General features: G+C 39.5%; 19 protein-coding genes and 1 tRNA gene. 1 reads left to right on the top strand and 19 read right to left on the bottom strand.

Translation table 11 applies throughout. From position 1 onward, the window contains the following. Nucleotides 1-2: 2 nt before the first annotated feature. The 12 genes from greA to miaA form a co-directional block, all read right to left on the bottom strand. On the bottom strand, nt 3-485 hold the full coding sequence (greA, locus tag RR45_RS01215; RefSeq protein WP_003140218.1) for a transcription elongation factor GreA: 483 nt from the start codon (nt 483-485) through the stop codon (nt 3-5). 109 nt (nt 486-594) lie between these two features. Beyond that, on the bottom strand, nt 595-2,226 hold the full coding sequence (gene mltG, locus RR45_RS01210; protein WP_031366122.1) for an endolytic transglycosylase MltG: 1,632 nt from the start codon (nt 2,224-2,226) through the stop codon (nt 595-597). Between the two features lie 133 nt (nt 2,227-2,359). Continuing rightward, complete coding sequence (gene rpoE / locus RR45_RS01205; protein ID WP_031366123.1) at nt 2,360-2,941, bottom strand: DNA-directed RNA polymerase subunit delta; 582 nt, start codon at nt 2,939-2,941, stop codon at nt 2,360-2,362. A gap of 218 nt (nt 2,942-3,159) precedes the next feature. Further along, nucleotides 3,160-3,672: an adenine phosphoribosyltransferase gene (locus RR45_RS01200; protein WP_031366124.1), complete on the bottom strand. Its 513-nt coding sequence runs from the start codon at nt 3,670-3,672 to the stop codon at nt 3,160-3,162. A 1-nt stretch (nt 3,673) separates the two neighbouring features. After that, nucleotides 3,674-5,899 (bottom strand): single-stranded-DNA-specific exonuclease RecJ, encoded by a 2,226-nt coding sequence (recJ, locus tag RR45_RS01195; RefSeq protein WP_031366125.1) that lies wholly within the window; start codon nt 5,897-5,899, stop codon nt 3,674-3,676. Then, entirely contained in the window at nt 5,896-6,627 is a 732-nt protein-coding gene (locus RR45_RS01190; RefSeq protein WP_031366126.1) for an SDR family NAD(P)-dependent oxidoreductase, read from the bottom strand. The genes recJ and RR45_RS01190 overlap by 4 nt, the downstream gene beginning before the upstream one ends. Next, a complete protein-coding gene (gene rnz / locus RR45_RS01185; protein WP_031366127.1) occupies nt 6,624-7,565 on the bottom strand; it encodes a ribonuclease Z in 942 nt (313 codons plus the stop codon). The genes RR45_RS01190 and rnz overlap by 4 nt, the downstream gene beginning before the upstream one ends. A gap of 95 nt (nt 7,566-7,660) precedes the next feature. Next, a tRNA-Arg gene (locus tag RR45_RS01180) sits at nt 7,661-7,732 on the bottom strand. Nucleotides 7,733-7,864: 132 nt separating this feature from the next. After that, nucleotides 7,865-8,761: an SPFH domain-containing protein gene (locus RR45_RS01175; RefSeq protein WP_031366128.1), complete on the bottom strand. Its 897-nt coding sequence runs from the start codon at nt 8,759-8,761 to the stop codon at nt 7,865-7,867. Next, nucleotides 8,758-9,432: an HIT family protein gene (locus tag RR45_RS01170; protein WP_072353555.1), complete on the bottom strand. Its 675-nt coding sequence runs from the start codon at nt 9,430-9,432 to the stop codon at nt 8,758-8,760. The genes RR45_RS01175 and RR45_RS01170 overlap by 4 nt, the downstream gene beginning before the upstream one ends. After that, nucleotides 9,419-10,672, bottom strand: a complete 1,254-nt coding sequence (hflX, locus tag RR45_RS01165) for a GTPase HflX (RefSeq protein WP_031366130.1) — start codon at nt 10,670-10,672, stop codon at nt 9,419-9,421. The genes RR45_RS01170 and hflX overlap by 14 nt, the downstream gene beginning before the upstream one ends. After that, a complete protein-coding gene (gene miaA / locus RR45_RS01160) occupies nt 10,659-11,552 on the bottom strand; it encodes a tRNA (adenosine(37)-N6)-dimethylallyltransferase MiaA (protein ID WP_031366131.1) in 894 nt (297 codons plus the stop codon). The genes hflX and miaA overlap by 14 nt, the downstream gene beginning before the upstream one ends. A gap of 67 nt (nt 11,553-11,619) precedes the next feature. Between miaA and RR45_RS01155 the strand changes: the two genes are divergently transcribed. Further along, entirely contained in the window at nt 11,620-11,787 is a 168-nt protein-coding gene (locus RR45_RS01155) for a DUF3042 family protein (RefSeq protein WP_072353553.1), read from the top strand. 120 nt (nt 11,788-11,907) lie between these two features. Here the strand turns inward: RR45_RS01155 and RR45_RS01150 are convergent, their stop codons facing one another. The 7 genes from RR45_RS01150 to ileS all read right to left on the bottom strand — a co-directional run bounded on the left by RR45_RS01150 (nt 11,908) and on the right by ileS (nt 19,712). Beyond that, nucleotides 11,908-12,501 carry a YtxH domain-containing protein gene (locus tag RR45_RS01150; RefSeq protein ID WP_031366132.1) on the bottom strand — a complete coding sequence of 198 codons (594 nt, stop codon included), beginning with the start codon at nt 12,499-12,501 and terminating at the stop codon, nt 11,908-11,910. Between the two features lie 136 nt (nt 12,502-12,637). Beyond that, nucleotides 12,638-13,036 (bottom strand): DUF948 domain-containing protein, encoded by a 399-nt coding sequence (locus RR45_RS01145; RefSeq protein ID WP_031366133.1) that lies wholly within the window; start codon nt 13,034-13,036, stop codon nt 12,638-12,640. A gap of 115 nt (nt 13,037-13,151) precedes the next feature. After that, entirely contained in the window at nt 13,152-13,949 is a 798-nt protein-coding gene (lgt, locus tag RR45_RS01140) for a prolipoprotein diacylglyceryl transferase (RefSeq protein WP_031366134.1), read from the bottom strand. Next, nucleotides 13,949-14,872 (bottom strand): HPr(Ser) kinase/phosphatase, encoded by a 924-nt coding sequence (gene hprK, locus RR45_RS01135; RefSeq protein ID WP_031366135.1) that lies wholly within the window; start codon nt 14,870-14,872, stop codon nt 13,949-13,951. Before hprK ends, lgt begins: the two co-directional genes overlap by 1 nt. Nucleotides 14,873-15,183: 311 nt before the next feature. Next, a complete protein-coding gene (locus RR45_RS01130) occupies nt 15,184-15,507 on the bottom strand; it encodes a PspC domain-containing protein (RefSeq protein ID WP_031366136.1) in 324 nt (107 codons plus the stop codon). Beyond that, nucleotides 15,500-16,735 carry a DUF4097 family beta strand repeat-containing protein gene (locus RR45_RS01125; protein WP_072353552.1) on the bottom strand — a complete coding sequence of 412 codons (1,236 nt, stop codon included), beginning with the start codon at nt 16,733-16,735 and terminating at the stop codon, nt 15,500-15,502. Before RR45_RS01125 ends, RR45_RS01130 begins: the two co-directional genes overlap by 8 nt. A 178-nt stretch (nt 16,736-16,913) precedes the next feature. Continuing rightward, nucleotides 16,914-19,712, bottom strand: coding sequence for an isoleucine--tRNA ligase (ileS, locus tag RR45_RS01120; RefSeq protein WP_031366138.1), 2,799 nt, complete (start codon nt 19,710-19,712; stop codon nt 16,914-16,916). Nucleotides 19,713-20,043: the final 331 nt, after the last annotated feature.

Genomic DNA, 20,043 nt, shown 5'->3' with positions numbered 1-20,043 from the left:
ACTTACTTAGAAGATACTTTGACGATTTTCACTTCCATTTCGCCAACAGGTAATGGAATCATAACTGTATCACCAGTTTTACGGCCGATAAGTGCTGCCGCGATTGGTGATTCATTTGAGATTTTTCCGTTGAAAGGATCCGCTTCGGCAGAACCAACAATTTTGTAAGTTTCTTTTTCGTCTTCGCCAACTTCAACAAAAGTGACTGTTTTACCAAGTGCAACTTCATTGCTTTTCACACCTGCATTGTCAACGATTTCAGCATTACGAATCATTGTCTCTACTGTCGCGATACGACCTTCGACGAATGCTTGTTCATCTTTAGCTGCTTCGTACTCTGAGTTTTCCGATAAGTCACCATAAGAACGTGCAACTTTAATACGTTCAACAACTTCAGCACGTTTCACAAGTTTGAGATTGTCTAATTCTGCTTCTAATTCTTCAAAGCCCTCGCGGGTCATTTGATAGGTTTTTGTATCTGCCATAATCTAAGATGTTGAGTCACTGCTTGTAGATACGTCTAACAATGATGCAATCACGTTAAATGCTACCACGAGCAATGAACCTCATCTCCTTTCCCTCTTTTAAATTTTTTTATTGTGATACTTCTGTATCTGATGTTTTATTGTCTAGCTTGTCATTGACATATTTTTGAACATTCGCATCATGCTCGGCTTGAGTTTCTGAGAAATAAACCTTGCCGGTCGTCACATCTGCTACAAAATACAAGTCATTGTTGTCTGTCGGCTCAACTGCTGCCTTAATCGCAGATAGACTTGGGCTAGTCACTGGACCAGGACCATAACCTTGATGAAGATACAAGTTAAACGGTGAGTCTAACGACGTATTCACAGCCGCATCCTCAGCCAAAGTAGTCTTTTGCCCTAACTTACCTTCTGCATACAGAATCGAAATATTCGAGCCCAAAGTCATGCCAACATTCATTCGATTATAGAAAACTTGCGCGACATTACGTCGGTCAGCATCATTATTGGCTTCTTTTTCAGTCAAGGCTGCGATAGACAATATTTCATTAACCGTTTGATTCTTAGCTTTAATCGTTGCATAGTAAGTCTGGAGATTTTGATTCATCACAGCAATCATCTGTTCAACGACAGATGCCATTGTAGATTTCTTCGTGTACTCATAAGTCGCAGGGAAAAGATAACCCTCCAACTGATATTTAACACCAGAATCACTAGCCGGCAACGACTCGAAAAGCTCCGGATAAGTCGTTTTCATCTTCTCAATGAAAGCCGAATCCGTCACCACTTTCAAGAACTCTTCCTTGGTAAACGGCGTCTTGTCCTTTTCTGATTTCGTCAATACATTATCTGAAATCTTCTCCGCCATTTGGTCAATGGTGTAACCTTCTGGAATCGTTATTTTTCCTAAAACGGGCTCAACAGGTTTCTCTGTCCCACCTACTTGTAAAGTTTTCGCAATCTCCGTTAGTGTCATGCTTGGCGAAAGGTTATAAAACCCTGATTTAAAACCAGTTAAACTTTTCAATTTCGTATAATACTGAAAGGCAGTCGCATTTTTGATAATGTGATTTTTCTCAAGAATTTGACCAATTTCCTTGCTGGCAGCACCGATAGGAATGTCAATTGCCTTTGTAGACTTATCCGTCAAACTATAAGGTTGAATCTCGCTCTTAACATATCTATAGCCTAAAAAACCAGTTGCCCCTCCGACAACAAATAAGACAAGAACGACAATTGCAATAATCTTGCCTGCCAATTTTTTAGATTTTTTCTTGGCTGAACGCGTATAACTTTCTTGCGATTGACGCGAAACCCTTTTAATATTTTTAATTTCTGCTGTATCCTCTTTTAGTGAGTCTTCTTCCCCACGATTAAAAGACGCATTCGACGTTCGACGCTCAGGTGCCCCAAATGCTTTGGAAGAATCAGGCACATCTTGAAACGCTGGATCAAACTCAGACTCAGCCGACAATTCTTTTGATGCACGACTTGCAATCGAACGTGATCTGAACGGACGTTCAGTTTCATCAAATGTCCCATCATGAGTTGATGGATCAGACAAATAATCGGAATCCTGAGAACGATTGGTTGACTTAGGCGTAACTGACGTTTTTTTAGGTGTAGCAAAACCAGTCTCTGATGCGACATCATCGAGAGATTGACTAGCCTCTTCTAATTGGCGGAGAATTTTATCTTTAAACGTCTCTCGCTCAAATTTTTTCGTATCTTTTTCTACCAAATTAACAATCTTCTACTTTCGTAAGACACACTTGACTAGATTTCACTAGATGAGGTGTCATGAGTTATCATTTTAGATTATACACGAAAATCCCTGAAAATCAAGAATTTAATAAAAAATATGGATTTCTCCATTATTTTTTATTGACTAAGTCATCTTCGTCTTCATCTTCATCATCTTCATCGTCTACTTCTTCGATACCATCAACTTCGGCATCATCAATCTCAACTTCTTCAAGTTCGACATCAAAGGCTTCAACCTCGTCTTTTTCGTCATCTGGATTTTCATCGTCATAAGTGGCATCCGCATCAGTGATATTGTCATCATCTTCTGGGTCATCATCACTATAGTCAATGTCAATGCCATCTACTGCAAAAGCATTCACTTTTTTACGTTTTTTCTTAGGACGGTCGCCTTCGTCATCCAACTCATCAAGCGCTACAACTTCTTCATCAATTTCATCAATGGCATACCATGAACGTAAAGCCCAGACATTATTACCAAGTGGGATGAAACTACCATCTGTATTTAATTCTGTATAAAAGCGTGACAGACGGTCGCGAATTTCACTATCTGATTTGCCAAGATAGTCTTGGATTTCGTTGACAAGGACGTTAAAGTCCATTTCCTTGCCTTTTTCTTCCAACATCGCGTGTGCGACTTCAATCATAGAAAGTTCTGACAAATCTTGATTTTCAAATGCTTTAATTTTCAATTTATTATCTCCATCAAACAAAGTATAGGGTTACCTCACGACAGCATGTCTAAGATAAGCTATCTAGTTTATCTTGCCCATTTAACTCCAGAAAAGAAACAAAATTTTTGAGCTATTTTTCCAATTCGATCAACGATGAAGTGGCGGAAAATAGTCCAAAATATTTTCTTTCCGTGGTTAATTGAGTATAAGACTATTTTACCATAAGATTAATCTTTTTAGTAATGCATGAGTACTTTATACGCATAATCGCCAATTTTTTCGCGGCCATTGAGGTCATCTAGCTCAATAAGGAAGGCACAACCTGCAACAATTCCACCCATTTGTTCAATCAATTCAATTGTTGCTTTAACTGTACCGCCCGTTGCCAACAAATCATCTACGATTAGAACACGTTGTCCTGGTTTAATGGCATCTGCATGCATCGTTAAAGTATCAAAGCCGTACTCTTTTTCGTACTGTGCTTCAATCACTTCACGTGGCAATTTACCTGGTTTTCTAACAGGTGCAAAGCCTACCCCCAATTCAAAAGCAACTGGACAACCAACGATAAAGCCACGTGCCTCAGGTCCTACAATCATGTCGATTTGTTTATCTTGCGCATATTGCACAATTTCACGAACCGCATAGCTATAAGCATTACCGTCAGCCATTAGAGGCGAGATGTCACGAAATTCAATCCCTTTTTCAGGGTAATCAGGAATCGTTGCAATATAGTTTTTTAAATCCATTTTAGTTCTCTTTCAATTTATGATAAATGTCACTTACAGGCGATAATGCAAAGAAAGCTTGTATTTTGACTAATTCTTGTAGTGCTTGATAAATTTCGCTCTCTGAAATCTCACGTTTGGCAGCTGATTGATTGACAGTCATTAGGCCATCTTTAATCGTTACAAATGCCAACTCTTCAAAAATCTGAACCATTTTAACGAGTAAAATGTCAGGGATATTCAGAAATTCAGCTAAGTTTTTAAGTTTATAACGCACATCAAATTCTGGATACTGATAAATCGTCTTATAAAACTTAGCAAACTGGTCACGCGTACCACCACCCGTTAGATAATAGGCTTGCTTGATTTGATTTTGGAAATAAATCGCTGTAAAGTCATGTTCAGCAACGATTTTTTCTAACTTCGCTAAGGCATCCGCATCATTAGGTGTTTCCGCAATCACCAGAACCTCACTCATTATAGCATGATTTTCCGATTCATTTGTGAAAATAAAGGCATTTTCTGGAATTTGTGTCTGATTTTGCTGATTTCTTAAATCAAGCAATTGGCTGCCTTCAACTCGTGCATCTATAATCATTAACTGAACAGATGTGTTGCCGTTCCAAGTATTGACTGATAAAGTCACTGCAAGGTCTGGTGCTGTCTGCTCAAAGTCAAGTGTTTCTTGCCCATGACCGAAATAAATTGCTTCCAACTGAGTCTTGTCTTGTTGCATTTTAAATTTAAGATGTGCATTTTGTTGTCCCATTGCACGACTTTGAATCACCTGATAGTCACTCACCAAAAACTGAGGTTTAGGATTTTCCTGACCGAATGGTGCTAGCTGAGATAGTGATTTAATCGTCTCCAAAGTCACATCAGATAGCATAATTTCGTCATCCAAAATCAAAGTATTTTTCTCAGACATATCGATTTTGTTTTGCTTAATAAAATCAGCGACAGCAGCCTTAATCTCAGGTAATTTTGCTAACTCTAAGGTCATACCTGCTGCTTGTGCATGACCTCCAAAAGCAAGCAATAAATCACGATGATGTGTCAAGGCCTCAAATATATTGAAGTTAGGAATTGAGCGTGCTGAGCCCTTTAAAATGCCATTTTCTTCTGACAACATAACAATCGGCTTACCTGTTTTTTGAAGTAATTGTCCTGCGACAATCCCAAGCACGCCAGGATTCCAACCCGTCTGATAAATAAACTGAACTGGACTATCATCCAACTGACTTTCAGCCTCTTGCATCATCTCAGCCACAATCGCTTTACGCTCAACATTTTTCTGGTCAATCATTTCGGCAATTTGACGGGTCTCATCTTCATCCCAACCTGTCAACAATTCGATAGCGGGATTTGGGTCGTCAATTCGACCGAGGGCATTTAGTCTTGGCGCAATTTGAAAGCCTATCGTTTCTTCAGTGATATCGCTTGATTCAATCCCTGCTACTTTGAGCAAGGCTTCAAGACCAACACGTTCAGTATTCTTCAGAATTTCTAAACCAAATTTGACTAAAATTCGATTTTCATCTGTGAGTGACATCATATCTGCAATCGTGCCAATTGCAACTAAGTCGAGCATTTCTGATGGGATATATTCCAAGAGCGCACAGGCGACCTTAAAAGCCACGCCACAGCCTGCTAGGTCTTTAAATGGATAATGCCCATCTGGATGTTCTGGGTGAATAATGGCGTAGGCATCCGGTAACGTTTCTGGTAGTGAATGGTGGTCGGTGATGATGACATCACAGCCACTTTCCTGGGCGTAAGCTACCGCTTCATGACCGGCAACACCATTATCCACCGTAATAATCAGGCCAATCCCTTCATTTTCAATGAAATACTTATAAACATCTAAATTTGGGCCATAGCCGTCGGTAAAACGATTAGGTAAATAAACCAGACTTTCAGCACCAATTTCATCTAGTGCTGTTTTCATAATACTCGCACTTGTCATGCCATCCGCATCATAGTCACCATAAATCAAGATAATTTCTTGATTGGCAACTGCTTGACGGATGCGTTCAACCGCTCGGCTCATGCTATAAAATAAGAATGGGTCATGCAAATTATCAAGTGACGGATTTAAAAAAGTCGTTAAGTCTTCTTCTGTTCGAATTTGACGTTTCCAGAGCAATCTAGCTGAAAGGTCATCTAGTTTTTGTTTTTTGACTAACTTGACAAATTCATCTGACGGTTCATCCGTATTGACTTGCCAATCATAGGTAGGTGTAATCATTTTAGATTAAAAAACCTCCGAGTTATTTTATCTGCTAGACTTGGAAAATTCATTGAAAAAATGCGGGCCAAGTTTAGCTGCCAAGGTAAATTTAATTCTCGCTTATTAGATCCGAGATGATAAACGATTTTTTTCGCAACAACTGTTGCAGTCACCGCATTTTTCCCAACTTTTTCCAGATACTCAGGATTTGCGGCATGAAACTTAGTTAAGACAGGACCAGTATTGACAACTAGCACCTTAATATTGGCATCAGCGACTTCTTGACGTAGTGCATTTGAAAAGCCACGAACAGCAAACTTCGTTGCGGCATAAGTGGTCGTTTTAGCTGTCGCCATGTAGCTTGCAATAGAGGCAATGTTAATAATCTGACCCGATTTCTGGGCTATCATATCTGGTAGAAAAGCACGTATGAGACGCATCGTAGCTAAGACATTAATGTCAAACATTTGACGAACATCATCAGTATGGTCAGACAAAAATGGCTTAAAATAACCATATCCCGCATTGTTAATCAGAACATCAACCGCACCAAACTGCTCTGAAATATGTTGACATGTCGCCATCACAGCCACTTCATCCGATATATCAACTTGATACAGGTACTCAGAAATATCTGTTAGACTGCTGACATCTCGTGATAATAAAATTAAGCGATAGCCTTGAACCTGTTTGGCAATTTCGCGCGCAATATCACCTGTCGCACCTGTTATCAATAAATTTTTCATGACTGAATCACTTCTTCATACAAGTCTTTGACAACATAACTATTCTCAAAAGTCTGTTTTGCCTCTTGAACAAGCTGTGTCACTAAAGGACCGACATAACGTGCTGAGATGTGTGTCAGTAACAAGCGCTTGACATGTGCTTGTTTGGCGACTTCAGCAGCCTGTTTTGTCGTCGAATGTCCATGACTTCTAGCAACTTTAGCCTCACCAGCTTCGTAAGTCGCTTCATGTACGAGCACATCACTACCGATTGCCAAGCGAATCGCTTGGTCTGTCTGGCGTGTGTCCCCTAGTATCGTCACCACACGGCCTTTTTTATCTGGGCCTATAAAATCTGCTGCTTTAATCAATTCACCATTGACTTCAATATCTTGACCATTTTTTATCTTCCCAAAAAGTGGACCAAAAGGCACACCCGCTGCTTTGAGTGCTTGTGCATCTAGCTCGCCTTTTTTGTCTTTTTCGACGATGCGGTAACCCATACAATAAATCGTGTGGTCGAGTGTCGCCATGTGGACTTCAAAGGTCTCATCTGAGTAAATTTTCCCAGCATGACTGGCGTCTAGCTCATGAAAATTAATCCGATAGCTGAGTTTACTGCCTGATAGTCTGAGAGAGGTCATGACATAGTTTTTGATGCCGACTGGCCCATAAATATCTAAATTTTGCGGTTGATCAGCTGAGGAAGATGTCTGAAAGCTTCGACTAGACAAAAAACCAGGCAACCCAAAAATATGGTCGCCATGCATATGCGTGATAAAAATTTTAGTAATTTTTCGCGGGCGAATACTCGTCTCTAAAACCTGGTGTTGGGTTGCTTCACCACAATCAAATAGCCAGATTTCATTACGCTCAGCAAGTAATTTCAGCGCAATTGAGGTCACATTTCGTTGCTTGGCTGGTTGCCCAGCGCCCGTTCCCAAAAATTGTATTTCCATGGTTTCCTTTCGCTCTTCAAGCTTATGACACCTTTAAAAATATAGCTTTAACACTTTGCAAACATTTCTAGAGATGCCTTTATAAAAGAAAAAAATCCGTCCTGAGGGAATCGAACCCCCATCTCAAGAACCGGAATCTTACGTGATATCCATTACACTAAGGACGGAATTTCTGTTTGACAACTACTATAGTTTAACAAATTTTTCGCTAAAAGGCAAAAAAACTTCTCCGTTTGGGAGAAGTTTTTCTAATTTAACAATTGATGACAAACTGCGACTATACTTCTACGCTTTCAGAATTAACCTTTAGCTTGTAGTGCTGTCAAAATTTGTGTACGAATATCTTCGATACCATCAGGTTGACTTGGTAAGAAAACTGACGAATTACCATTATTAGCAAATTGGTTCAAGGTATCCAAATATTGGTTGGTCAAAAGAATCGACATGATTTGATCTTCTGAAATATCCACACCCGTATCTTTCATTTCCTTGATTGAAAGTGCTAAACCGTCAACAATCGCTTTACGTTGCTCAGCAATCCCGACCCCGTGAAGGCGGTCTTTTTCAGCATCGGCTTGAGCTGCTGTCACGATTTTAATTTTGTCCGCATTGGCAAGTTCTTGCGCTGCCACACGTTTCCGTTGTGCCGCATTGATTTCATTCATCGATTGTTTCACTTCAGCGTCTGGTTCAACTTTAGTAATCAAAGTTTTCACGATGATATAGCCATAAGTTGACATTTCTTCAGCCACTTGACGTTGCACTTCGAGGGCAATTTCATCTTTTTTCTCAAAAAGCTCGTCCAAGGTCAATTTAGGCACACTTGACCGCAAAGCATCTTCAATGTAAGACTTAATTTGCTCACCTGGATTCATCAGCTTGTAATAAGCGTCTGTCACGTTCTGCTCATTTACCCGATACTGCGTCGCCACCGTCATTTGGACGAAAACATTATCTTGTGTTTTCGTTTCAACATTCATATCGTTTTGGAGCAAACGGAGTTGTACGCGTGCTGCAATTCGGTCAATGCCAAAAGGTAATTTAAAGTGGAAACCTGAGTTTGCAATCGTCGTAAACTTACCAAAGCGCTCAATAATAACAACGCTTTGTTGTTTCACGACATAAAACAAGCTCGAAAGACTCGCCAAAACCACAATGATAATGATGAGTAGAAAAATAAGGAATACTGCTGTCATTTTAAGCCTACTTTCTGGATATAAAGTGAAAATGTTCTATGACTGAATTGTACCATTTTTCGCTGACTAATGCTATGATTTACCAGTTTATCGTACTGTGCCAAGCCATCTGCAATATTCAAGGCAGTTATTTTAATATATGATTCATTTTCAGACTTAGTTGTCAGTTCATCCAGAGCAATCACCTCATCAAACTCACCAAAGTCATGTGTCGCCATCGTTAATTGGTCTTGCTCTAAACAAATGATATACTGTGGGAAAAGCTGAGCAATTTCAAATAACAGCTCATCTGTCATTGCTTCATCAGGATTTTCACTAAAGACAATCGCTTGCCCATCAGCATTTTCATAGGCAAAACCAAAAGATTTACCCAATAAATTCAAACGAATAAAGCGAAAAGTCGGGGCATGACTCGCACCTTCTAAGTCAAAACTAGGTGTCGCTGAAAAACTCTTAAAGGTCGTTGACAACTCTAAAAAGTAGTCTGTCGCAACTCCTGGTCCTTGTTTTTGATACAGCTCAGCAAAATAAGCATTAATCACGCTTGCCGGCGGACAAATATAAGCTAACTTCTCCTGCTCCGTTTCTAAAGTTGCCAACCGATTGGTTAACAAGACGCGATCCATAGCCATAAAACCGCCTGATTTAATCGCTAACTCAACATAATCCATCTTCTGTTAACCTCCATTTTTCTCGCTCAGAAATACTACCTGACACATAGTAAGTCTCAGTCTCATCTTCTGCAACAACCGTATCAATTAAAGCAATTTTTCTAAGTATTGGTAATTGATACGCTGCCTCATAAGGTAACGTCAGTTCAAAAGGTACAAACAGTTCCTTAATTTTAGCAATAATAGCCTGTCGCAGTTGCTGAACTCCCGCTTCTGATTTAATTGAAATCTGAACATTCGGCAAAATAGTTGGCGCAAAATCATCCGCCAAATCCAATTTATTATAAACAGTCAAAACCGGAATATCTGACATTTCCAAATCTTTCATGATGCTCTCAACAACATCCTCATGAATCTTATGATTGGCATCTGACGCATCAATCACATGTAGCAATAAATCCACATTTTTCGACTCCTCAAGTGTCGATTTAAAGGCCTGCACTAGCTCCGTCGGTAAATCCTGAATAAACCCAACCGTATCGGTCAATGTGACTGTAAATTCATCTTGTAGTGAAAAGTCCTTGGTCGTTGCATCCAAAGTCGCAAATAATTCATCTTGTTCATACTGAATTTTTTGCGTTAAGGCATTAAAGACTGAGGATTTTCCTGCATTGGTATAGCCAATTAATCCCAATTTAAAGACATTTGATTGATTGCGTTTTTGACGGCTATTTTCTTGGACTTTCTCAGCCTTTTTAAGCTGTGCTTCAATGATTTCAAGGCGGTGACGAATATGTCTGCGGTCTGTTTCTAATTGACTTTCACCTGCACCGCGCGAGCCAATACCACCCGCTTGACGACTGAGTTCTAATCCCTTACTTCCCGACAAACGTGGCAGCAAATATTTCAACTGTGCCAATTCAACCTGTAGCATGCCGACGTGCGACCTCGCTCTAAGGGCAAAAATATCTAAAATCAACTGCATCCTATCGATAACTTTAACACCTAGAAAGCCTTCTAGATTTACATTTTGTCGCGGTGTCAATTTTTCATTAAAAATGACCATGTCGGCTTCATCAGCTTCTAAGTTATCTTTGATTTCTTGCAATTTGCCAATTCCGACTAAGTATTTCCCGTCTAGTCGTTCTTTCTTTTGCGTGAAAATTGTCGTTACTACCGCACCAGCTGTCGCTGCTAAACTAGCTAATTCTGTCATAGATGCTTCGAAGGTTTGATGATTATCAAATGTTTCAACACCAACTAGGACAACTTTTTCTTGCATTTTCTCAGTTTTTATCATCTAAAAACCTTTCTATTTTTCGCTCAACCTGTTCTTTAAAATCTGGTGCCAAAATATCCTGAAAATCAACAGCCATCCGATTTTTGAACCAAGTAATTTGCCGCTTGCTGTATCGTCTCGAATTTTGCTTAACAGCCTCAACCGCAGTCTGTAACGTGATTTGTCCATCAAAATAAGGGAAAAATTCCTTATAACCGATAGCACGCGCCACTTGTGCCTCTCTAAAGTGCTCATAGAGCATTTTAGCCTCATCGAGTAGTCCTGCTGCCATCATCAGTTCAACACGGTGATTAATCCGCTCATACAAAACTTGGCGTTCCGTGTTTAACCCGATAATTAGATAATCATAATCTGATTTTTGATTTTTTAGCTCCTCACCAAATTGGGCAATTTCTAAAGCTCTAATTGCACGACGACGATTCAATTCTGGGATCTCAATCTGATGTGCATCAAGTCTTTCAAATAGTTGTTCATCTGTTAATAACTCTAGTCCTTCACGCAAGGCTCGCATCTCCTCATGATGCCCCGCACCACCTAAATGATAACCTTCTATCAGGCTTTGCAAGTATAAACCTGTACCACCCACAATAATCGGTAATTTGTCACGTGATACTATATCGGCAATTGCTACATTGGCTTTTCTTACAAAATCATATGCACTGAATGATTCTGTAAGTTCACGCATATCAATTAAATGGTGACGTACAGCAGCTTGTTCACTTTTTGTCGCCTTTGCAGTTCCAATATGAACTTCTTGATAAACTTGTTGACTATCGCCATTAATAATCTCGCCGTTATACTTTTTGGCAATATCAATTGACAAGGCAGTTTTACCTACTGCTGTCGGTCCTGCAATGATTAAAATTTTATTTTTTGTCAAATTTTTCACTTTTTTCATTTTTTTTGTTATGATTAAATTATAGCATATAACTGAGGAGGATTTTCAAATGAAGAAATTTAGTAAAGGTATCATTACTGGCGTTATCGGAACTCTCGTTGCAACTGCTGCAGGCGTTTTCGCTGTCAAGAAAACAATCATTGACCCTGAACTCAGAAAAGAAGCATTCATTAACGAAAATCGTCGTAAAGCTGCACGTAAACGTGTGTCACATTAATTTATATTAACTTGGCTAGCTTTTGAGCTAGTTAGGGTGATACGTCTCGGCTACATTAAACTAACCAATTAAAAAAAGAGCTGTCAAAATCTTTTGACAGCTCTTTTTTGTTAGCTTATTTTAGTCAGCCAATTTGTCAGAAACTTTATCTGCAGCTTCACCAACCTGAGTCGCTGTCTTAGAAACTAACTTGTCTGCTTTGGCAGAAATTTCATCTGCTTTTTTGACCAAGTCTTCTTGCTCTAATTCCAATTCAAACTCGTCTTCTACTTCTTCTGTCTGTTCAGCAACTGTAGCTGAAAGTTCACTAACTTTATCAGCAATTTTTTCCTTTGTCAGCGCTAGGAAATCTAGTACTTTTTCTTTTGACAATTCACCTGAGTCGATTTTAGCTTTAATATCATCTTTTTTTGCGACTAAAAAATCTTTTGCTTTTTCAGCTGAAATGTCGCCATTATCAAATTTTTCTCTGATGTCATTATATTTCTCAGTTGAAAAATCAACCAATTGACCAGATTTTTCATCATAAAAATTAGCTGCTGTATCTTTGACTTCATCAAATTTAGCTTTAGGATCTTCTTTATAATCTCGATAAAAATCTTTAACGTCTTGACGTAATTTTTTACCTTCTTTTGGTGCTGTCGCCAATGCTGCTGCTGCACCAGCCAAAGCTCCTAAGATTGCGCCTACCAAAAAACCTGTTTTCTTAGCCATTATTTTTCTCCTTTTTGAAATTTCACAAAGTCAAGTCTTAAAACTTGACCTTCGTTGTCATGTCGCCTAAACGGCATCATTTACAAATTTCATCCACTCAAAGTCTTTAAGATGTATACTCCAAGTTAAACTAGCATTATGCTCTGCTTTTTTTTCGATTAAAGAATTTACCGGCACTACGTCCCAAGGTAACGATAGCTGTTGCTTTACCTGCATTGGCTGCCTTTCCTTTAAATCTGGTTGCAAAGTCGTTACCAGAGCGATTCATTTTAGAGACGCTTTCAGATAAATCTGCAACAGCTGTAAAAAGTGGGTCAATTGTGGCGATTTTTCTATTCATATCGTCAAGCAGGGTGTTCGTCTTAGCCATTAACGTATCTGCTTGTTTAAGTAGAATGTCTGTATCTTGTGTCACAACTGCAATCGTTCGATTCATTTCATCAACCGTTTTCATGAACTTGACAATTAAAACGACCAAAAATATCACTAAGACTGCTGCAGCAACAGCGATAATAATCAATGCTATCTCTCCCATACCTACCTCTTTCTATATATGTTACTTTCGTTTTCTTGATACTAATAACAGCTTAATCTCGCTAAGCCACGACCATTATCCAAAACGACGATACTTCTACTTGAATTATAACAAATTACTGCTTATTAAGGAAATATTTGCTTATTTTATGATTGACTAAAACTAGGATGATGCCACCTACGACAAGGACTAGCGATAGGGCTTGTGAGATGCGGATTGGGCCTAGCATGAGGCTATCGGTTCGCATCCCTTCAATCACGAATCGTCCGATGCCATACCATACAAGGTAGAAGGCTACGATATCTCCTGATTTTAATCCTTTAAGTCGATGGCGTAGACTCATGACGAGAATGAACCCGATGAGATTCCATGAGGATTCATAGAGGAATGTTGGAGTTCGGTAGCTGTTGTCAATATACATTTGTTTTTTTATAAAGCTAGGTAGGTAGTCTAATGAGTTGACTGCTTTACCGAATGCTTCTTGATTAAAGAAATTGCCCCAACGTCCCATGGCTTGTGCAACTAAGACACCCGGCACGGCAATATCCAGAAAATCAAGAGGTGCAATCATTTTGTAGTATGAAAAAATGAATAGTGTGGCAGCCCCTGCAATCAAGCCACCATAAATAGCGAGTCCACCATGCCAGATGACAAAAATCTCAGCCGGATTCTGACGATAAGTGTCAAAATCAAACAAGACATAGTAGAGGCGTGCGCCAATTATTGAGACTGGAAAAGCAATCAAAATAAAATCTAAAATATCATCTGGCTTAATTTTTTGACGTGGTGCTTCTTTCATTGCCAACCAAACAGCCACTACAACACCTGTCACAATACACAAGGCATACCAACGAATTTCAAATGGTCCAAGTTTAAGTGCGATTGGACTAATCGCTAAAAATAATTGTCCCATTATGAATTCTTCGCAATCAGATTAGATAGACGTTCTTCAAACATCTTTGTTGCATCAAAGCCCATATTTTTTGCACGGAAATTCATGACCGCTGCCTCAATAATGACTGACACGTTTCGACCAGTTGTAACTGGAATTTTAACTTGTGGCACAGGAACACCTGAAAAATCAATAGTCGTCTCTCCGTTACCGAGACGATCATAAGTATTACCTTTTTCAAATTTTTCCAAGTAAACGCTCAAATCAATTTGCGAGCTATCCATGACAGCTCCAGCACCAAAAAGACTCATCACATCAATAATACCAACACCACGTAGTTCAATCAAATGCCGAAGGATTTCGGCAGGTTCACCCATGACTGTAAATTCATCTTTTTGGTAAACATCAACACGGTCGTCTGCGACTAAACGATGACCGCGCTTGATAAGCTCCAAACCAGTTTCAGATTTCCCGATGCCAGATGACCCTTGAATGAGCACACCCACCCCAAAAATATCCATGAGCACACCATGGACGGTTGTCCGAGTTGACAGTTTTTCATCTAGAAAGGCTGTTATCGCGCCATTCAGTCGACTTGTTGGTTCTGTTGATTGTAAAAGAACAGTATCACGTTTTTTAGCCACGCTAATCATTTCATCTGGAATCGGTAAGCCTCTTGCAACGATAATGGCAGGTGTTGCATCTGTCACCACATTTTTTAGTAAATCATAGCGATTATCACCAATGACATTTTGAATATAAGACCATTCTTTCATCCCAAAAAGTTGAATCCGTTCTGGCGTATAGTATTCTAAATAACCCGTCATTTCTAAGCCTGGACGAGTCACATCAGAAGTCGTTATTTCTTTTTTCAATGCGTCTTCCGACGTATAAATCACATCAAATTTAATTTTTTCAATTAATTCAGCGACTGTTATCACCATAATATTTCCCTTTCTGCGCATTCATTTTGATGAATGCTTGAAACTTGATCTACGCTATTGCTACATCCAAGGGGGGCATTCGCGAACTCTGTCCGCTCAAAGTCTTTCTGCGCATTATTCTAGTAAATGCTTGAAACTTGACCTACGCTGTCGCTATATCCAAGTGGCACATTCCTTTTTAAAGGCATTTCCCATCATTCTTTATCTGAACAGATAAAATAAGATTGACTTGTTTTTATTATATCAAAAATTATAGAAAAACGTTCCATCTGTGGTCAGATGAAACGTTATTTCTGCTGATATGTTCGCCTTTAGAATTGTGACCAATCGTCATCATCATCAAAAGGTGTCACATCTTTCTTTTTATTTTTTTGTGTTGGCTTGTCTCCAGGCCATTGTGAAAATCCAGAAAAATCCTGTTTATTTTTCCATTCATTTCGAGTTGGTTGCGGCATGACAATTGCTGCGACAATATAAATTAGTAGGAGAGAGCCAAAGCTTGTCAAAGCTAAAACAGCATAGACAATCCGAACGATAGTAATGACATCGGAACTCCAACCAAAATACTCACCAATGCCACCAATCACACCTGAAACTTTTTTATTGGTTCTTGATTTTGTCAATTGTTTACTCATGGTTTTGCTTCACCTCACTTTCATCATCTGGTTTGTTTTCTAAAATTGTATCAAATTTTGAGTTATCAACTTCTGGAACAACCGTTGGCTCAGATTGTTCAATTTTTTCTGGTATTGTTGTTTCTGGTGTTTCAGTTACCTGTCCCGATTTCGTTTCCTCAGTTTGAACTGGTGTGACAGGTGCTGTTGCAGTCTCTTGATACGCTACCTCACCATCTTTTAACCAGATACTACCCGTATTGGTTGCAATATCTAGGGTCAAACTGTTGGTCGCTGTTCTGATTAGAGCAGCCCCATTTTTGGTAATTTCAAGTGGGTTATCAAGTGCAATACGTGTTTTATACTTGCCAAATGTTGTTTTAACATAACCAACAACACCAATGTTGTTAGGTACTGAGATTTTGACATCTCCGTTAACATTTTTAACTTTGAGATTTTCAGCAGACATTGATGTTGCTGTCACTAAAATCTCACCATTGACGCTGTTAATATCAGCTGTATCAAAGTTCGTGACCAATTTGAGTTCACCATTGACTGCTTTAACAGTCACGTGCTCAAAATTACCACCTAAAATGCTCAAATCACCATTTGCTTTTTTAATATTGAGGTCTTGTGCGACAAGGTCTTTAATAATCGTCGTACCATTAACTACATCAAACTTAGCATCTTCAATTTGACTAGCAGCGAGTGTAATTGTCATTTCAACAACAATCCGTTTGCTCTTAACGTTGACAACTAATTCACCTTGATCAAGTTCAATAATGACATTATCACGTAAGAAATCTTCCAAGGCATCTTCTGTCACACCACCGTATACTTTGTAAGTTGTTTCGATAATCGTTTTGTCGATATCTTTTGTGATAACTGTCACATCACCAGATGTTGCTGAAACTGTGATATCTTTAATGTCCCCTTCAAATGCCTTGAAATCTGATTTTGAGACATATTTAAGGCTTGGAAAACCGTTACTGAAATCCACATTATTATCGACAGATTTTTTAGCGGATTGGAAAAGACTTTTCACAAGAGAACCTGCTTGATTGACAAACTGTTTAACCGCTTCTGATGATTCTGTTTGATAACCATCTTTATCAGTTTTTTGTCCTGTCTCATCGCCAGATACTGTTTCTTGATTTAACCCAGCTTTTTCTAGCAATTCTATTGCTTCACTTTCGGTAATGATGCCTTTACGCATCAAATCCATGATTCTTTCTTTTTGATTATTCATATCGTCACACTTTCTTTTGAGTTGTTATTGTATCAGATGTCACATTTTTTAGTCTGTTGTCCATCGTGATACATTAATTTACATGAGTTAATTCTGTAGATACCCTTATCTACACTCTTATTATCGCATTATCAAACTCAAAAAAAATCAGGCGTAAGTCTGATTTTTTTTTGCAACATTATTTCACTTCAAACCCCTCAGCAACTGCATCAGGAAATTCTGTAGCAACAATGCTCGCACAATGATCACAAAATTCTGCTAAGTGTGGGTGAGCATTTGTGCCAACTGTTTCATCAATTCGACGACAACGTTGACAAACTTCACCACTAGCATGTGCAACCGTAAGTGCTGTATCTCCTACTTTTACAGCATTTTCAGGTGCTGCTTGATGAGAGACGATAAATTCTGAGACGATCAGTAGTGTTGCAACATTTTCTGTCTCTGCAACACTTGCTAATAAGACGCGCGTCGCTTCATCTGGATAGACCGTCACGCTAGCCTCCAAAGATTTACCGATGACTTTCTCATCACGTGCCATTTCCAGGGCCTTGTGTACACTCGTACGGAATTCCAAGAATGCTGACCAGAAATCAAGCATTTCCGCTGCATCTGGGATAAGCTCAGCAGATGGCATCTCAGTCAAGTAAGCGTAGGCTTCCTCTTCTTGCTCAAGGTAAGTCCAAATCTCCTCAGCAGTATGCGGTATAATGGGCACCAATAATTTTGTCAATTTGACTAAAATAGCATACATGACTGTCTGCATACGTCTGCGCTCAGTTGAATTTGCTGTTTCAATGTAGACAATGTCTTTGGCAAAATCGAGATAGAAAGCTGATAAATCATTCGTCAAGAAGTTAAAAATTGTCCGGTAAACTTCCATGAAATTATAACGGTCATAGGCTTCACGAACAGCTTGGATAACTTGGTTCAATCTCACGAGTAAGTATTTATCTGAACCTTTTAAATCTTCAAATGCAACTGCATCTTTTGTTTTATCAAAGTCTGATGTGTTGGCAATCAAGAAACGAAGGGTATTTCTGATTTTACGGTAGGCTTCTGATGTTTGCCCAATCAAATCCATTGAGACACGCACGTCAGATGTGTTATCAACACTAGCCACCCAAAGGCGAAGAATATCTGCGCCGTATTGTTTTGTGACATCTTTTGGTGCAATCCCATTACCTAATGATTTAGAGAATTTGCGACCTTTAGCATCTTGGACAAAGCCTTGTGACAAGACGGCTTTATAGGGTGCAATGCCGTTAACCGCAACGGAGGTTGTAATTGATGAATTAAACCAACCCCGATATTGGTCAGAACCTTCTAGGTAGAGGTCAGCAGGATAGGTCAACTCTGGACGAGCATTCAAAACACCGTTCCAAGATGAACCACTATCAAACCAGACATCCATGATATCCGTTTCTTTAGTAAATTCACCGTTTGGTGAGCCTGGGTGTGTAAAGCCTACCGGCAACAGGTCTTTCGCATCACGCTCCCACCAAATGATAGAACCATGTTCAGCGAAAAGCTGGGCAATGTGTTCGGTCGTTTCAGACGTAATGATGGCCGTTCCGTCTTCAGCATAGAAGATTGGTAGTGGCACACCCCATGCGCGCTGACGGCTGATCACCCAGTCGCCACGGTCACGAATCATGTTGTAAAGACGTGTTTTACCCCATGGCACAATCCAGTCAACGTTTTCAACTTCGCTCAAGATATTTTCGCGGAATTTGTCAATTGAGGCGAACCATTGTGGTGTGGCCCGGAAAATCACTGGTTTTTTCGTACGCCAGTCATGTGGGTAGCTGTGGGTGAAGAATTCAAGTTTCAATAGTGCCTTGTTTTCTTCCAGCCACTCTGTGACTTTTTTATTACCTTCATCGTAGAAGAGCCCTTCAAGTCCTGGTGCTTCATCTGTATAGTAGCCACGGTCATCAATTGGTGATAAGACACCAAGTTTGTATTTACGACTGAAGAAATAGTCATCTTCACCATGACCTGGTGCGACATGGACAAGTCCCGTACCAGAATCAAGGGTCACATATTCTGCGTTCATAACTAAGGTATCACGGTCGTAGAAAGGATGTTTGGCAACCATACCATCGAGCTCTGAACCTTTGATTGTTTGTAGGACTTTATAATCTGTCCACTCTAGTTTTTCAGCAACTGTGTTCAATAGTTCTGAGGCAATGACAAATTGACGGTCATTAACTACAACAAGAACGTAATCATAATCAGGATGTGCAAAGATACCCAAGTTTGATGGAATTGTCCATGGTGTTGTTGTCCAGATGACGAATTCCACACCTTCAGGCAAAAGTCCTTTGGTATCTGTTGCCTTAAAAGCGACATAAATCGATGCAGAACGAACATCTTGATATTCAATTTCTGCTTCTGCAAGCGAACTTTCAGATGATGGTGACCAGTAGATTGGTTTAGCACCTTTATAAATATAGCCGTTGTCAGACATTTGACCAAAAACGCGAATTTGCGCTGCTTCAAATTCCGGCTGCAAAGTGACATAAGGATTTTCCCAATCGCCTAAAACGCCCAAAGACTTGAAACCTTTGCGTTGCAAGTCTACTTGCGTCAAGGCATAATCGCGACACATCCGAAGATATTCAGCACGATCAAGTTCCTTACGTTTAATCCCTTTTTTCGTCAACACTTGCTCGATAGGTAGACCGTGTGTGTCCCAACCTGGTACGTAAGGCGCACGGAATCCAGCCATATTTTTATAACGAATGATGATGTCTTTAGAAATTTTGTTCATCGCATGGCCGACATGGATATCACCATTAGCATAGGGAGGGCCATCATGAAGGACAAACGATGGTTTCCCTTCGTTTTCCTTCAAGCGATAAGCATAAAGATTAGCTTCATCCCAAGCTTCTTGCATTTTTGGCTCTTTGTTAGGCAAACCAGCACGCATTGGAAAAGCTGTTTTTCCTAGATTCAAGGTTTCTTTAATTTTCATATTCAGTTATGAGCTAACCGTGATAATTTCACAAATTAGCGCAACGCCTCACTTTCTTTTATTTTTAATTTATAGTTTACGTAAACTAGCAGCTGTGGTACTTTTCAGTAGTTATAAGATGAAATCTACCGAAATCTCCGCATATTATAACTTATAACCAGTTTTTAATTTTTGGCTCGAGAACAAGGCAGATGAAGCGACGCAACCTTGGGGTTGGGAGCTGAAAGCTAACGCAGTTATCGCGCCAAAAAAACAAAAAAGCCCTTCGCAAGGGACGAAAAGCCGTGATACCACCCTAATTCACCTGATGACTCAAGCCTCAAAAGTCAGA

This window comes from Pseudolactococcus chungangensis CAU 28 = DSM 22330 (assembly GCF_002441885.1).
In the GTDB taxonomy this organism is placed as follows: Bacteria; Bacillota; Bacilli; order Lactobacillales; family Streptococcaceae; genus Pseudolactococcus; species Pseudolactococcus chungangensis.
Note: the sequence above shows the minus strand (reverse complement) of the source record. Positions and strands in the feature narration are given on the sequence as shown.